The organism is Streptomyces sp. NPDC060000 (genome assembly GCF_042737375.1).
In the GTDB taxonomy this organism is placed as follows: Bacteria; Actinomycetota; Actinomycetes; order Streptomycetales; family Streptomycetaceae; genus Streptomyces.
Map to the genome: position 1 here is coordinate 64,865 of NZ_JBHWUU010000019.1, position 14,474 is coordinate 79,338.

The window sequence follows — 14,474 nt, forward strand, 5'->3', positions numbered from 1 at the left end:
CGTTTGTGGGGTTGGGGAGGTTTTCGCCCGGATGCGAAGAGCGAAATGGGGGCGCGGTGTCCGAAGAACCGGGCAGTGAACGTCTGATCGCGGGCCGCTACCGCCTGCTGACCCCGCTCGGCGAGGGCGGCATGGGAACGGTGTGGCGGGCCCGTGACGAGGTGCTGCACCGCGAGGTCGCCGTCAAGGAGGTGCGCGCGCCGCACGGGCTGGCCGCCTCGGACGTCGAGCGGATGTACGCCCGGCTGGAGCGGGAGGCCTGGGCGGCGGCCCGGGTCGCGAACCGGAACGTCGTCACGGTGTACGACGTGGCCACCCAGGACGGGCGGCCGTGGATCGTCATGGAGATCGTGCGCGGGATCTCCCTCGCCGAACTGCTGGACGCCGAGGGCCCGCTCGAACCGGCGCGGGCCGCGCACATCGGCGCCGAGGTGCTGTCGGCGCTGCGGGCCGCGCACCAGGCCGGAGTGCTGCACCGGGACGTGAAGCCGGCGAACGTACTGATGTCGAACGACGGCCGGGTGGTGCTGACCGACTTCGGTATCGCGACCGTGGAGGGCACCTCCGCGCTGACCATGACCGGCGAGGTCATCGGCTCCCCCGAGTTCCTCGCGCCGGAGCGGGCGCTGGGGCGCACGCCCGGGCCCGAGTCGGACCTGTGGTCGCTGGGTGTGCTGCTGTACGCGGCGGTCGAGGGCAACTCCCCCTTCCGCTACGACACCCCGTTGAGCACCCTGCGCGCGATCGTCGACGAGGAACTGCCGCCGCCGCGCCGGGCCGGGCCGCTCGCGCCCGTGATCGAGGGTCTGCTGCGCAAGGATCCGGCCGAGCGGCTGCCGGCCGACCGGGCCGAGCAGGACCTGCGGCTCGTCGCCGCGGGCGGCGCGCCCTACGGCGACCCGGTCCGTTCGACGCCGCCGGCGCCGTACGCGCCGTATGTGCCGACGGCCTCCACACCGGCCGAGCCGCTCCGCCAGGAACCGACGGCCACCACCCCGCCCCAGTCCTGGACGGCCGCCCCGGCGACCACCGGCTCGGCGAAGCCGGACGACCGGAGCCGGCGCGCCGGTGTGGTCCTCGTGGCCGGGGTGGCGGCGCTGGCCCTGGCGGTCGCCGGGCTGACCTACGGACTGCTGAACCACGGTGACGGCGGCGGCGGTGACGCCGGCGGCGGGGTCACCGACAGCGGTACGGAGATCCTGAGTTCGCCGCCGACGAAGCCGGAGTCGAGCGAGCGGAGCAGCGAGCCGCCGAGCCCGAGTCCGAGTCCGAGCGAGAGCGAGAGCTCCGAGGCCCCGGCGCAGACCGTCGCGGTCACCGTCAGCGGCGCGAACACGGACTACTCGGGCAGTTGTCCGCCGCCGGACGCCGACGCGCCCGCGTTCACCGCGACGATCACGGTGGGACGGTTGCCCGCGACGGTGTCCTACCGCTGGGTGTCCAAGGACGGCGAGCTCTCCGGGCAGACCTGGAAGACGCTCGACTTCTCCTCGGGCGGCGGGAAGTCCAAGCAGGACAAGGTGATCGTGTCGACGTACGCCGAGAGCGGGACGTACCAGAACTCGATCGCGGTCGAGGTGCGGGATCCGGTGAAGTCGACGTCGAACTCGGTGCCGTTCTCCGTCACCTGCGAGACGGAGACCCCGACGGACGGGGCCTCCCCCTCACCTTCCACTTCGGAGTGACGGATCAGGCGGCGCTGTTCAGGACCGGCAGGTAGCCACCCGACTGGCCGGACGCGGTCGGGTGGTAGGACTCGCCGATGTTCAGCCAGTTGAGGCTGTGCAGCCAGGAGCTGCCGGAGCAGATCTCGTGGCCGGCGAACGGGGTGCGGACGTCACCGAAGGCGAAGCCGTGGGCGGCGGCGCGCTTGGCGGTCGCGGCGTCGAGATAGTCGGCCGCGTTGTTGATGGCGGAGCGCTTGGCCTCGGACAGGCCCGGACAGACCGTGCCGAGCTTGTAGAAGCGGGGGTAGCCGATGACGAGAACGCGCGCGTTGGGCGCCTTGGCGCGGATCGCGTTGTAGACGGTGTCGAGTTTGCCGGGGAGTGTCGAGTCGACGTAGGCCCTGGCGGTGTCGATGCGGGACAGACAGGTGCTGTCGGAGCCGGTGACGCAGGTCGTCATGACGTCGGCGAAGCCCGCGTCGTTGCCGCCGGCGGTGATGGAGACCAGGCCGGTCGAGGAGTTCAGGCCGCCGAGCTGACTCGCCAGAACTTCATCCGTTCGGGCGCCCGAGCAGGCCGCGAAGGTGAACGTCGAGGGGGTGTGTGCGGCGTTCCAGAGGTACGGATACGCCTTGGTGCTGCGCTTGCAGTCGCCGCTCGAGCTGATGTAGCTGCCCGCGCCGACACCGGAGGAGTAGGAGTCCCCCAGCGCCACATACCCACCTGTGGCCGCGAGTTGGGCGCCCTGCGCCGATGCCGCCCCGGTGAGGGCGGTGCCGAGGGCGAGGAGGAGTGAGCTCACGAATACGACAAGTCGGGAACGTCTCATGGAACCTCCTTTAGCAGGATCTCTGCCACAACTGTCGTAGCGCCTACGCGCGTTGATCGGAAGTGTCCATGCCAAGACTTTCCGGCTCGGGCCCCTCGGTCGCCAACCTCTCGCTCGGCGGCGGCGCGTCCACCACGCCGGACACGGCGGTGCGCAATTCCATCACCAGCGGTGTCACCTACGCGCGGCCCACCTGCCGAGCCACACCTCGGCCACTCCGCCCCAGGTGGCCACGGCCCTGGTGAACGGCGCGACCTGAAACGCGGTCACCGGCCCCGGCTCGGGCTCGGGCTCGGGCTCGCCGAACATGCTTCCCAAGACGATCCGGTGAGCCCTGCGGTACTGATCCGAACCACCGTTCCCCGGAGGTTTCCGTGACCTCCGGGGAACACTTGTGTCCATTTCGGTGCGCATTCCTGCCGAGGGGACGCATCATTCTGTAACGGTCAAACGAACAAAAAGGTAAGTGCGATACCAAGGGCTTGCCATCCGGGCGTAATCATCAATACCGTCATACATCTCACTCGCATCGGACCGTCGGCAACGGCTCCAGGGGAGGGCTCAGGGACCGCGGCGGTATCGGGGCGGGAGCGCGGTAGGGGGGTGCCGTGCTCGGTGACCGCAAGTGTGACCGGGCCGTGCCGCGCGGTCGGCTGCCGTCTTCTCACCGGCGGCCGATCAGCTTTGCCAGCTCACCCGTGTCTGCGCGGAGATCACTCCGCCATGGGTGAGGAACCCCCCTTTCGAACCGGACGTGGATTCCGGGCCGCCCGTGGGGCGGGCGGCCCACCGGACGAGAGGGACCAGACCCATGAGTTCCGTTCTTCAGCCGGCGACATCGGGCCAGGATCTCGAAGGACCGTCGACCGTCGGCAAGTACCGGCCCATCTCCTCTCACCTGGCCATCGCGCCACCGGTGAGCGTGGTCATCCCCGCGATGAACGAGGCCGAGAACCTTCCCTACGTGTTCAGGACCCTGCCGGACTGGATCCACGAAGTGGTCCTGGTCGACGGCAACTCCACCGACGACACCGTCCAGGTCGCGCGCGAACTGTGGCCGGGCGTCAAGGTCGTCGGGCAGCAGGGCCGGGGCAAGGGCGACGCCCTGATCACCGGCTTCGAGGCGTGCAGCGGCGACATCATCGTGATGGTCGACGCGGACGGCTCGGCCGACGGCAACGAGATCGTGTCGTACGTCTCCGCCCTGGTCTCGGGCGCGGACTTCGCCAAGGGCTCCCGCTTCGCCAACGGCGGCGGCACCGACGACATGACCTTCGTCCGCCGGCTCGGCAACGGGGTCCTGTGCGCCATCGTCAACCGCAAGTTCGGCGCCCGCTACACCGACCTGTGCTATGGCTACAACGCGTTCTGGCGGCACTGCCTGGACAAGATCGAGCTGGACTGCACCGGCTTCGAGGTCGAGACCCTGATGAACATCCGGGTCGTCAAGGCCGGGCTGAAGGTGCAGGAGATCCCCAGCCACGAGTATCTGCGCATCCACGGCGTCAGCAACCTGCGCGCCGTCCGCGACGGGCTGCGCGTACTGCGGGTGATCCTCGGGGAGCGGTCCAACCGGCGTGCGCTGCGCCGCCTGGTCCGTCGCTCGCCGATGCTCGACTCGGTGCGGGGAGAGGTGTCTTGAGCACGATGGACGTCTCCGTCGTCATCTGTGCGTACACCGAGGACCGCTGGGAGGACATCCTCGCGGCGGTCGCCTCGGTGCGGGCGCAGACCCACCCGGCCCTGGAGACCCTGCTCGTCGTCGACCACAACCCGACGCTCCTGGACCGGCTGAGCCGCGAGTACAAGGAGACCGGCGAGGTGCGGGTGCTGCGCAACGCGGGCCCGCGCGGTCTGTCGGCCGGCCGCAACACCGGCATCGCCGCCTCCGGGGGCGAGATCGTCGCCTTCCTCGACGACGACGCCGTCGCCGAACGGGACTGGCTGCGCCGCTTCGCCGACCCGTACTCCGATCCCCGGGTCCTCGCCGTGGGCGGCCGGGCGGTGCCCGTCTGGTCCTCCGGCCGCCGGCCCGACTGGTTCCCGGAGGAGTTCGACTGGGTGGTGGGCTGCTCCTACCGGGGCCTGCCGCCCGGCCGGGTCCGGGTGCGCAACATCCTCGGCGGCAACGCCTCGTTCCGGCGTACCGCGTTCGACTTCGTGGGCGGCTTCGCCACCGGCATCGGACGCGACGGCAGCAAACGCCCGATGGGCGGCGAGGAGACGGATCTGTGCATCCGGCTCAGCCGGGCGAGACCCGACGCCATCCTGCTGATGGACGACCGCGCGGTGATCCACCACAAGGTGCCCGAGGCCCGTGAGCACTTCGGGTACTTCCGCACGCGCACCTACGCCGAGGGCCTGTCCAAAGCGCTCGTCGCCCGCAGCGTCGGCGCCGACAAGGGGCTGGAGTCCGAACGCCGGTACACCACCCGGGTGCTGCCCGCCGGTGTGGTCCGCGGACTGCGTGACCAGCTGCTGGCCAGGCCCGGCGGGGTCCGGCGGGCGGCCGCGATCGTCGCCGGGGTGCTGACGGCGGCCGGCGGATACGCGGTCGGCAGCATGCGGGCACGGCGGGCGGGGACGACGTTCGCCGTGGTGCCGGTCTCCGTGGACCAGGTGGAGCGGGCCGCATGACGCGGGCGCGGGTGCCGATCCTCATGTACCACGCGGTCACCGCCGACCCGGACGACGCCACCCGCACCCTGTCGGTCACACCCGAGGCGTTCGCCGAGCAGCTGGCGGTGATCGCGGACCGGGGTCTCACCCCGCTCACCACCGCCGACCTGGCGGCCCGTTGGCGGACCGGGCGCCCGCTGCCGGTCCGCCCCGTCCTGATCACCTTCGACGACGGCTACGAGGGCGTGCACCGGCACGCCCTCCCGGCGCTGACGCGACACGGCTTCCCGGCCACCCTGTTCGTCACCACCGGCTGGATCCGGGGCGCCCACGACACCGGCGGCGGCCCGGACACCATGCTGGACTGGCGGCAGGTGCGCCGACTGGCGGAGTCCGGCGTCGAGATCGGCGGCCACAGCCACACCCATCCGCAGCTCGACCAGGTCGGCGACGCCCGGCTGGACGCCGAGCTGATCCGCTCCCGGGACATCGTCACCGGCGAACTGGGCGCCCCGCCCGCGTCGTTCGCCTACCCGTACGGCTACTCCAGCCGCCGGGTGCGCACGGCTGTGCGCGGACACGGGTTCGCCCAGGCGCTCGCCGTGGGCAACTCCCTCGCCCGCCGCGCCCAGGGGCCGTACGCCCTGCGGCGGGTGACGGTACGGCGCGCCACGGACGCCGAGGAGTTCGAACGGCTCCTCGACGGCCGGGCGATCGGCCGGACGTTCGCCAGGGACCGGGCGCTGACCAAGGGGTACGCGGTGGTGCGGCGGACCCGCGGGCTCCGGCGACCGGTGTGAGAAGTGGCCCCGGCCCGAGCCTGTCGGGGCCACGCACGACGGACCGGACCCGTGCCACACATCCGGCATATCCGCCATGACCGACCCACCGGGCGTACCTCGCGCACTGCGGAAACCGGGTGCGCAGGACGCCCCTGTGCCGGATCATGGCGGCATGTCCGTACCCCCGCACGACGCTCTGCCGATCCGGCTCAACGTCGACGACTCCGACTCGCCGTCCGATGTCGTCGACGCGCTGTTCCTCGGCCGCTTCGCGACGGGCGAGCAACCGTACTCGCACGCGGCGAACATCGACCGCGTACGCTCCGGCGCGACCCTGCTGCCGCCGCACGCCCGCGTGCTGCGGGTCGCCCGCGACGAGGACCGCAGCGCCACCCTGGCCGAGGGCGACGGCTGGACGCTGCTGGTCTCCCGCTGGAACCGGGGCGCCGACGTGACGGTCACCGCGACCACCGCCGAACTGGCCGCACAGGTGCTCGACCAGGCCACCGACGGGGCGGCGGACGAACCCGAACCGCAGCCGGAGAACGTCACCATGGGCTTCTGGTACGTCTCGCCCCGGCGCGGCCCGCACCGCACCACCCGGCAGATCTCCGCGGGCACCTGGGACGAGGTGCGCCCCAACTACACGGCGCCCGTCGCCGAGGCGATGGACCAGCTGATGGGGACGACCCCGGAGGACATCGCCGGCCGGCTGCTCCTGCTGCACGGCCCGCCCGGCACCGGCAAGACCTCGGCGCTGCGCACCCTGGCCCGCTCCTGGCGGGAGTGGTGCCAGGTGGACTGCGTCCTGGACCCCGAGCGGCTCTTCTCCGACGTCGGCTATCTGATGGACATCGCGATCGGCGAGGAGGACGGCAGCGGAAAGGGCCGCTGGCGGCTGCTGCTCCTGGAGGACTGCGACGAGCTGATCCGCGGCGAGGCCAAGCACACGGCGGGCCAGGCCCTGTCCCGGCTGCTGAACCTCACCGACGGCCTCCTCGGCCAGGGGCGCAACGTCCTGGTCGGGGTCACGACCAACGAGGACCTGGAGCGCCTGCACCCCGCCGTCGTGCGCCCCGGCCGCTGTCTGGCCCGTATCGAGGTCGGCCGGCTGACCCGCCGTGAGGCCGTGGACTGGCTCGGCACCGAGGAGGGCGTCGACCGCGAGGGCGCGACCCTGGCGGAGCTGTACGCCCTGCGCCGGGGCACCTCCCCGACCTCGCTGCCGGAGCCCCGGGGACGGTCGGACGCGGGACTGTACCTGTAGGTGTTTGATGGAGGTATGACGCTGTACGTCGGCACGTCCGGCTGGCAGTACAAGGACTGGAAGGGCGTCCTGTACCCGGCCGGCGTGCCCGTGCGGCGGTGGCTGGAGGAGTACACCGGGCACTTCGCCACCGTGGAGATCAACAACGCCTTCTACCGGCTGCCCTCACGGGAGACGTTCGCGTCCTGGGCCGACCGCGTACCGCCGGACTTCGTGGTCGCGGTGAAGGCCAGCCGCTATCTGACCCACATCAAGCGGCTGAAGGACCCCGGGGAGCCGGTACAGCGCCTGATGAGCCACGCGGCCGGGCTCGGCGCCCGCCTCGGCCCGGTGCTGCTCCAGCTGCCTCCCACCCTGCGGGCCGACGCCATGCTGCTGGACGCCTGTCTGTCGTGCTTCCCACCGGGTACGCGCGTCGCGGTGGAGCCACGTCACGAGTCGTGGTGGACGCCCGGGACACGGGACGTCCTCGAGGCACGGAGCGCGGCCCTGTGCTGGGCCGACGTCCGCTCCCGCCCGGTCACCCCGCTGTGGCGCACCACCGACTGGGGGTACGTCCGCTTCCACCAGGGCCGTGCCCACCCCTGGCCGCACTACGGCCGCCGCGCCCTGGAGACCTGGCTGGACCGCATCGCGACGACCTGGCCGGACGACGCCGACGTGTACGCGTACTTCAACAACGACCCCGGCGGCGCGGCGGTGGAGAACGCGGCACTGTTCGGGCGGACGGCGCTACGGGCGGGGCTGCGGGCGACGCGCACGCCGGGCGCGCTCGCCACACCTCGCTGAGCACCGCGCCGTTCGACCGGCCTGCGGCACCCGGACGCACCAGGTCCCGCAGGCACACGCCGGCCCGGCGGCACAGCACAGCGCCGCACACACCCGGCCCGGCGACACGGCACAGCGCCGCACACACCCGGCCCGGCGACACGGCACAGCGCCTCTCGCCGCTCACGGCCCACCGCCGATCAGCGCCCGCGGGACACCGCTGATCACCGCCCGCGGGACACCGCCGAGCACCGCCCGCGGGACACCGCCGAGCACCGCCCGCGGGACACCGCTGATCACCGCCCGTAGGCCGCCCGCAGGGCGTCCCGTGCGGCGGCTGACGCCTGCTCCTCGGTCAGCCCCAGCCGCAGCACCCGCTCGGCGTAGGCCTGCGCGGCACCGGCCGCCTCCCGCTCCGCCGCGGATCCGTCCGCAGCGACGAACGTGCCGTTACGTCCCCGGGTCTCGATCACCCCGTCCCCCTCCAGCGCCCGGTAGGCCTTGGCGACGGTGTTCGCGGCGAGCCCGAGCGACTCGGCCAGCCCCCGCACCGTCGGCAGCCGGTACCCGACCGGCAGCGCTCCCGACCGGGCCTGCTCGGCGATCTGCGCCCGCACCTGCTCGTAGGGGGCGGCGCTCTCATCGATGTGGATCTTCAAGGTCACGGGCCGATTGTCCCGCACCCGCCGGAGAACGGGAGCGCGGGCGGGCGGCGAAAAGGGGAGGCGTACGGGCGCCGCCCGACCGTAGCGTGAACCCACATGACCATCATCGTGCGCGATCTGCGGCCCGGCACGTCTGCCGACGTCGAGGGCTTCATCCGGGTCCGGCATCTCGCCCTGCCCCACGTGTTCTTCAGCCCTGCATCCGTGCTGCACAGCCTCTCCCTGTCCCACCCCGGCGCCCACGCGCGCAAGCTGGTCGCGGTGGAGGACGGCGAGATCATCGGCACGGCCCAGGTGAGCCTCGCCCAGGACAGCCCGGAGCCCGGCCAGGGGTCCCTCAACGTGTACGTGGACCCCGCGCGCACCGGGCGCGGCGCGGGCACCCTGCTGGTCCGCACCGCCGAGGAGCATCTGGCGGCCCACGGCGCGGTGAAGCTGTTCGCCTGGGTCCTGGACGAGCCGGCCAACCGGACCTTCGCCGAGGGACACGGCTACCGGCCGAGCCGCTCCGCTCACTTCCTCCACCTGGACCTGGCCCGCGCCACGCTGCCGCCGCTCGAGGATCCCCCACCCGGCGTCGAGCTCCGCACGGCCGCCGACTTCGCGGACGACCCGCGCCCGCTGTTCGTGCTGGACGCGGAGGCGGGTTCGGACGAGCCGGGTGACATCGCGACCGAGTTCACCGACTACCGGGCCTGGGTCGACGAGCACTGGAAGCATCCCCACCTGGACCCGGAGCTGACCTCGGTCGCCGTGGCCGACGGCCGCCCCGTCGCCTTCAGCGTGGCCCACACCCACGGCCCCGGCCGGTACGCCACCGGCATGACCGGCACCGCCCGCACCCACCGGGGCCGGGGCCTGGCCAAGCTCGTCAAGAACGACTCGCTGCACCGGGCCCGCGCCGCGGGGTACACGGAGGCGTACACGGGCAACGACGCGGACAACGGGCCGATGCTCGCGATCAACAAGTGGTTCGGGTACGAGATCAGCGCGACGGAGGTACGGCATGTCCGTGAACTCGGCTGAGGCGAGGCGTCCGGTGGACGTCGTCCTCGTCAAAGGCGGCCGGACGAAGATCCGTTACGCGGCCGAGCTGCTGTCCGACGACGGCACCCGGATCGCCGTGCGCGCCCCCTGGGCCGGTGACGGCGTACGCGACTTCGGCTTCGTACGCTTCGAGGCGGGTGACGTCTTCACCGAGTACTACTGGCGGGACCGCTGGTACGCGATCAAGGAGGTCCGCGACGCGACGGGCGCCCTGAAGGGCTGGTACTGCGACGTCACCCGCCCGGCCGCGCTGTCCGGCGGCGAACTGGTCGTCGAGGATCTCGACCTGGACCTGTGGCGATCCGCCGACGGGACGGACGTACGGCGGCTGGACGAGGACGAGTTCGAGGAGAGCGGGCTGGCCGGGCGGGATCCGGCGGCCGCGGCCGCCGCGATGGCCGCCCTCGACGAGCTGGAGGCCCTGGCCACCGTCGAGGGCGGCCTGGAGTCGCTGCTGGCATGAGAGGACGAGGCGGCCGGACCCCGGCAGGGGCGGCCGGCCGTGCGCTCGCCCTGCCGGGAGCGCGGACGGCAGGGAGGTTGCCCGGCCGGGAGCTCGCCCGGTCCCGGCTCTCCCACCGCCGGGTGCTCACACCGTCGCCACCACCGCGTACCGCTCGTCCGTCACCGTCCCTCCCCACAGCTGCGCGTCCTCCGACAGCCGCTCCACGCGCGCGTGGTCGGTCAGCGGGGCCAGCAGGGCGGTCAGCCGGTCCGCCGGTATGCCGACCGGGCTGACGGTCCCCCACACGCCCTCGATCAGCACGAGCCGCCCGCCGGGGCGCAGCAGACCGCGCCAGTGCCGCAGGACCCGGGCGGGGTGGGGCAGGGTCCACAGAACATGCCGGACGAGCAGGGTGTCGAAGCACCGCTCCCCGACCGGGGGCTCCGCGGCGTCACCGAGGAGGAACACCGCGTCACGCCCGGCGAGTTTGGCGCGGGCCAGATCGATCATGGGCGGGGACAGATCGACCCCCGTCACGCGGTGTCCCTGCTCGGCCGCGAGGAGCGACAGACTGCCGGTGCCGCAGCCCAGGTCGAGAACGTCACAGGCGCGCTCCGGCAGCCAGCCGCGCAGTCGCCGGTCCCAGGCGGCGCGCACCTCCTGGTCACGCAGGCCGTGGTCCGGCTCCTCGTCGAAGACGGCCGCGGCCGTGTCCCAGTCGACACGGGGCGAAGTCGTTTCGTCACTCTTTTCGCTCATGTGCCCAAGAGTGACACCTACCACTGACACTCGAATCGTGACAGCCGCCACTGACAGAACGGGGGCCGATGGGGAAGTCTCCCGGAAAGGGTCTACCTCCGTGAGAACGCGGATGACGGTAGTTCCTGAAGGAGGCAGCCATGCGCCGTACGACCGTGCAGAAGCCCCTGAGGAAGACGGACTCCCGCCGGATCCGCGACGAGGTCGAAGAACAACGGCCCGCCGGACGCCCCGAGGTGCGCAAGGACATCGCCCGCACCTGGTGGCCGGACGGCTGACCGCCGCCTGCGTCGCCGTGTCCCGCGCATCGAGCCGCGCTCAGCCGAGTCGCTTGCGGTAGTGGACGCGGTCGTACGGCCCGTCGGTACGCCGCTCCACGACCTCGTAGCCGTACTTGGGGTAGATCCTCTGGTTCTCCCACATCATCGCGTGCGTGTGGAGCCTGACTTCGGGCAGGCCCAGCGCACGCGCGTGTGCGTCCACGAATTGCAGCAGCCGCCGCCCGACGCCCCTGCCGTGGGCGTCGGGGCGGACCGCGATGCTGTCGAGGAACAGGTGGTCCGGGAACGCCTCGACGACCACGAGGCCGGTCACCGCGCCACCGGCCGGGCCGTCGGTCACGAACACCTTTCCCGCGGCCACGTTCGCCGCGTGGTCCGCCTCCATGGGTTGCGGCACCAGTCCGATGCGCTCGATGTAGTGCGTGTACGCCGCGTCCGTCACGGCCTTCACGGCCGGTACGTCGGCCGCCGTGGCGGGCCGGATCTCCTCGCTCGTCATGCCCTGAACGCTACCTACCTGATCCCAGTCTCAGCGCTTCCTTAAGGCGACCCTAAAGATCGTCACGGACCGTGCCGAGCGGGTGATTTCGCGGTTTCTTGGTTCCGGCGCACATCAGGCCACCACCTGTTCCGGTTCCGAGGAGTTCCCCCATGCCCGCACGCCGCAAGGCCGCCACCGTCGCCGCCGTCGCCGCCGTCGGACTGGTCCCGCCGGCCTTGGCCCTGCTGTCCGCCGCTCCCGCGGCCGCGCACGGCTCGATGGGCGATCCGGTCAGCCGGGTCGCGCAGTGCTACGCGGAAGGTCCGGAGAGCCCGAAGTCGGACGCCTGCAGGGCCGCGGTCGCGGCGGGCGGGACGCAGGCGCTGTACGACTGGAACGGCATCCGTATCGGCGACGCGAACGGGCGCCACCAGGAGCTGATCCCGGACGGCCACCTGTGCAGCGCGAACAACGCGGAGTTCAAGGGCCTGGACCTGGCCCGCGCCGACTGGCCGGCGACGAGCGTGGGCAGCGGCTCGTACACCTTCAGGTACCGGGTGACCGCCCCGCACAAGGGCACCTTCAAGGTCTATCTCACCAAGGCCGGTTACGACGCGGCCGAGCCGCTGCGCTGGTCCGACCTGGATCTGGCGCACCCGGTGGCGACGGCCACCGACCCGGTGGCCGCGGGCGGCTTCTACACCTTCCCCGGGACCCTGCCCGAGCGTTCCGGCAGGCAGTTGCTGTATGCGGTCTGGCAGCGCTCGGACAGCCCGGAGGCGTTCTACTCCTGCTCGGACGTCACGTTCGCGGGCACGGGCGCCGGGACGGGCACGGGTGCGGGGACGGGTGCGAGTGCCGCGCCCTCCGCTTCCGCGCCCTCCGAGGAGCAGATCGAGGACGGTGCCGACAAGTCGACGGTCGAGCACCACGGTCACGGGGACGACGACGCGTCCACGACGGCGGACCCGACCACCGGGCCGTCGGCCACGGCCGGTCCGTCGGCCACAGCGCAGCCCTCGGTCACGGCGGAACAGTCCTCCGGCGCCGACGAGCCGAAGGCGGCCGGCACCGGCCCGGGTTCCGGCGAGAGCCTCGCGGAGACCGGCGGCGACGGCGGCGCCCCGTCTCTCGTGGTGGGTGGCGCGGCCGTCCTGGCGCTGGGCGCGGCGCTGCTGTTCGGGTCGGTGCGCAGGCGGGCGACGGCCGGCGGACGGCACGGCCGCTGAGCCGCCGTTCCCTTCTGGACTCCGGGGCCTGACCGGCGGCTCAGGTCGGACAGGCCCCGGCGGAACATCCGCCCGTCAGCTGAACACGGAGGCGCAGGTGGTGGCGGTGGCGTGGGCCGGGTCGAGCGCGTTGGCCACCTCGTGGAAGGCGATCCGGTCGAACAGAGCGATCGCCACGTGCTCGGAGAGGTCCAGCGGACACAGGTCCTGGAGCAGGACGTTGTGCACGTTGGATCCGCTGAGGTACTGGGTGCGCCACGGCGTGGCCACCTCGTCGTACTGGGTCGCGATGACGGTGTAACGGACACCGGCGACGGTGTCCCCGCCCGCGTTGAGCTTGGTGAGGAAGGCCGACCCGATGATCTGGTCGGCGAGGCCGGGGGTCGCGGCCGAGAGCAGATCCTCGGCGCCCGGGAAGTAGGGCAGCAGGTTGGTGAGTCCGCCCAGTGTGGTGCCGTGGTTGTCGGGGGCGATGCCGACGAGCGCGTTGACCTTGGCGGCTCCGCCGAGGAACTTCAGGTAGTAGCGCGGCATCATGCCGCCCTGCGAGTGGCCGACGAGGTCGGCCTCGGCGGCGCCGGTCGCGGCGAGCACCTTGTCGACGAAGGCGGAGAGCTGCGCGGCCGACTTGTCGATGGGGCCGAGACCGTTGAAGAGCGGGACGCCCTGCAGCTGGCCGTAGTCGACGGAGAAGACGCAGTATCCGCGGACCGTGAGGTAGGGGGCGAGGGCCAGCCAGTTGTCGATCGAGTTCCCGAACGTGCCGTGTACGAGGACGACGGGGCGGGGGTGGGCGGCGGAGGGCTTGCAGCCGTAGTCGTTCCAGCCACTCGCCGAGGCGGTGGCGGTGGCGGTCTCGGTGGCGGCGGAGTCGGCGTGGGCGGCGGTGGCGGGGACGGTGGCGGCCGTGGCGGCCAGCAGCAGTGCGGCGAGTGGTCCGAGCACGCGCTTCCAGGGCAGCATCGGGTGATCTCCTTGCGGCTCAAGGGGAGGTGCGATGGCCTTACGCCCTGTGACCCGGATCACGAGGATGCTGTTCACTCGTCAAGTTACGGGCGAGTAGCTGAACTGTGAAGTTACGCGTCAGTAAAAACTTTCAGTGGTAGTCACCTACGGCCTTGGCTACTGATAGGCCGTCACCAAGCGGGCCGAATGGGGCCATTGGGAGCAATGCGCCCCAACTGAGCGCACAAAGTGCGCACTTCACCCTCGCCGAGCACATCGGACCACGCCCGCACCGCCTCGGCGGCCGCTTCCTCCGCCGCCCGGGTGCACTCCCAGCCGCGCTCGGTGAGCACGATCAGCCGGGCCCGCGCGTCCTCGGGGTGCGGCCGGCGCTCGGCATACCCCTTCCGCACGAGCTCCTCGACGAGCTGGCTCGCGGCCTGCTTGGTGACCCCGAGGTGGACACCCAGTTCGGTGACCGTGGCGCCGCCCGGGGCGAGCCGGGTGAAGGCGAAGCCATAGGCGGGCCGCACCTCGAACCCACGGGCGACGACCCCGTCGTTGATGCGCCGGGTGAGCTCGCCGGCGGCGGTGAGCAGGGCGGCGGACAGGGCGAGGGCCTCGGAGTTCTGCACGTCTGCATTGAAACATCCTTGACAGATTGGTCAAGGAGCTTGACCATGAGGCAAA

Annotated in this window: 17 protein-coding genes; 10 read left to right on the plus strand and 7 right to left on the minus strand. The window is 72.1% G+C overall.

What is annotated here, in order from left to right; genetic code table 11:
* Positions 1-56 precede the first annotated feature (56 nt).
* Positions 57-1,685: a serine/threonine-protein kinase gene (locus ACFWBB_RS12910; protein WP_385270104.1), complete on the plus strand. Its 1,629-nt coding sequence runs from the start codon at positions 57-59 to the stop codon at positions 1,683-1,685.
* A gap of 4 nt (positions 1,686-1,689) precedes the next feature.
* On the opposite strand, the gene ACFWBB_RS12915 is transcribed toward ACFWBB_RS12910, so the two are convergent.
* Both ACFWBB_RS12915 and ACFWBB_RS12920 read right to left on the minus strand, forming a co-directional pair.
* Positions 1,690-2,496, minus strand: coding sequence for an SGNH/GDSL hydrolase family protein (locus ACFWBB_RS12915; protein WP_385270106.1), 807 nt, complete (start codon positions 2,494-2,496; stop codon positions 1,690-1,692).
* Positions 2,497-2,670: 174 nt separating this feature from the next.
* On the minus strand, positions 2,671-2,805 hold the full coding sequence (locus tag ACFWBB_RS12920; RefSeq protein ID WP_385270176.1) for a hypothetical protein: 135 nt from the start codon (positions 2,803-2,805) through the stop codon (positions 2,671-2,673).
* 502 nt (positions 2,806-3,307) lie between these two features.
* Here ACFWBB_RS12920 and ACFWBB_RS12925 point away from each other — a divergent pair.
* From ACFWBB_RS12925 to ACFWBB_RS12945, 5 genes are all read left to right on the plus strand, one after another.
* Positions 3,308-4,138 (plus strand): glycosyltransferase family 2 protein, encoded by an 831-nt coding sequence (locus tag ACFWBB_RS12925; protein WP_385270108.1) that lies wholly within the window; start codon positions 3,308-3,310, stop codon positions 4,136-4,138.
* Positions 4,135-5,133, plus strand: coding sequence for a glycosyltransferase family 2 protein (locus ACFWBB_RS12930; protein WP_385270110.1), 999 nt, complete (start codon positions 4,135-4,137; stop codon positions 5,131-5,133). The genes ACFWBB_RS12925 and ACFWBB_RS12930 overlap by 4 nt, the downstream gene beginning before the upstream one ends.
* Entirely contained in the window at positions 5,130-5,915 is a 786-nt protein-coding gene (locus ACFWBB_RS12935) for a polysaccharide deacetylase family protein (protein WP_385270112.1), read from the plus strand. The genes ACFWBB_RS12930 and ACFWBB_RS12935 overlap by 4 nt, the downstream gene beginning before the upstream one ends.
* Positions 5,916-6,069: 154 nt before the next feature.
* Positions 6,070-7,164 carry a DUF5925 domain-containing protein gene (locus ACFWBB_RS12940; RefSeq protein ID WP_385270114.1) on the plus strand — a complete coding sequence of 365 codons (1,095 nt, stop codon included), beginning with the start codon at positions 6,070-6,072 and terminating at the stop codon, positions 7,162-7,164.
* Between the two features lie 15 nt (positions 7,165-7,179).
* Positions 7,180-7,953, plus strand: coding sequence for a DUF72 domain-containing protein (locus ACFWBB_RS12945; RefSeq protein WP_385270116.1), 774 nt, complete (start codon positions 7,180-7,182; stop codon positions 7,951-7,953).
* A gap of 275 nt (positions 7,954-8,228) precedes the next feature.
* Here ACFWBB_RS12945 and ACFWBB_RS12950 read toward each other — a convergent pair whose 3' ends face one another.
* Positions 8,229-8,597, minus strand: a complete 369-nt coding sequence (locus ACFWBB_RS12950; protein ID WP_385270118.1) for a GntR family transcriptional regulator — start codon at positions 8,595-8,597, stop codon at positions 8,229-8,231.
* A gap of 96 nt (positions 8,598-8,693) precedes the next feature.
* On the opposite strand from ACFWBB_RS12950, the gene ACFWBB_RS12955 reads away from it, so the two are divergent.
* Positions 8,694-9,623 carry a GNAT family N-acetyltransferase gene (locus ACFWBB_RS12955; protein ID WP_385270120.1) on the plus strand — a complete coding sequence of 310 codons (930 nt, stop codon included), beginning with the start codon at positions 8,694-8,696 and terminating at the stop codon, positions 9,621-9,623.
* On the plus strand, positions 9,604-10,107 hold the full coding sequence (locus ACFWBB_RS12960; RefSeq protein WP_385270122.1) for a DUF402 domain-containing protein: 504 nt from the start codon (positions 9,604-9,606) through the stop codon (positions 10,105-10,107). The genes ACFWBB_RS12955 and ACFWBB_RS12960 overlap by 20 nt, the downstream gene beginning before the upstream one ends.
* A gap of 126 nt (positions 10,108-10,233) precedes the next feature.
* Here the strand turns inward: ACFWBB_RS12960 and ACFWBB_RS12965 are convergent, their stop codons facing one another.
* On the minus strand, positions 10,234-10,848 hold the full coding sequence (locus tag ACFWBB_RS12965; RefSeq protein WP_385270124.1) for a class I SAM-dependent methyltransferase: 615 nt from the start codon (positions 10,846-10,848) through the stop codon (positions 10,234-10,236).
* A 140-nt stretch (positions 10,849-10,988) separates the two neighbouring features.
* Here ACFWBB_RS12965 and ACFWBB_RS12970 point away from each other — a divergent pair, with 140 nt between their 5' ends.
* Positions 10,989-11,126 carry a hypothetical protein gene (locus ACFWBB_RS12970; RefSeq protein WP_385270126.1) on the plus strand — a complete coding sequence of 46 codons (138 nt, stop codon included), beginning with the start codon at positions 10,989-10,991 and terminating at the stop codon, positions 11,124-11,126.
* 40 nt (positions 11,127-11,166) lie between these two features.
* Here ACFWBB_RS12970 and ACFWBB_RS12975 read toward each other — a convergent pair whose 3' ends face one another.
* Positions 11,167-11,628 (minus strand): GNAT family N-acetyltransferase, encoded by a 462-nt coding sequence (locus tag ACFWBB_RS12975; RefSeq protein WP_385270128.1) that lies wholly within the window; start codon positions 11,626-11,628, stop codon positions 11,167-11,169.
* Positions 11,629-11,780: 152 nt separating this feature from the next.
* Here ACFWBB_RS12975 and ACFWBB_RS12980 point away from each other — a divergent pair, with 152 nt between their 5' ends.
* A complete protein-coding gene (locus ACFWBB_RS12980) occupies positions 11,781-12,839 on the plus strand; it encodes a lytic polysaccharide monooxygenase (RefSeq protein ID WP_385270130.1) in 1,059 nt (352 codons plus the stop codon).
* A gap of 75 nt (positions 12,840-12,914) precedes the next feature.
* On the opposite strand, the gene ACFWBB_RS12985 is transcribed toward ACFWBB_RS12980, so the two are convergent.
* Together ACFWBB_RS12985 and ACFWBB_RS12990 are read right to left on the minus strand one after the other, a co-directional pair.
* The gene (locus ACFWBB_RS12985; RefSeq protein WP_385270132.1) at positions 12,915-13,802 is read right to left on the minus strand and encodes an esterase/lipase family protein; all 888 of its coding nucleotides are present in this window, start codon (positions 13,800-13,802) and stop codon (positions 12,915-12,917) included.
* Between the two features lie 173 nt (positions 13,803-13,975).
* A complete protein-coding gene (locus ACFWBB_RS12990; protein ID WP_385270134.1) occupies positions 13,976-14,419 on the minus strand; it encodes a MarR family winged helix-turn-helix transcriptional regulator in 444 nt (147 codons plus the stop codon).
* Between the last annotated feature and the right edge of the window lie 55 nt (positions 14,420-14,474).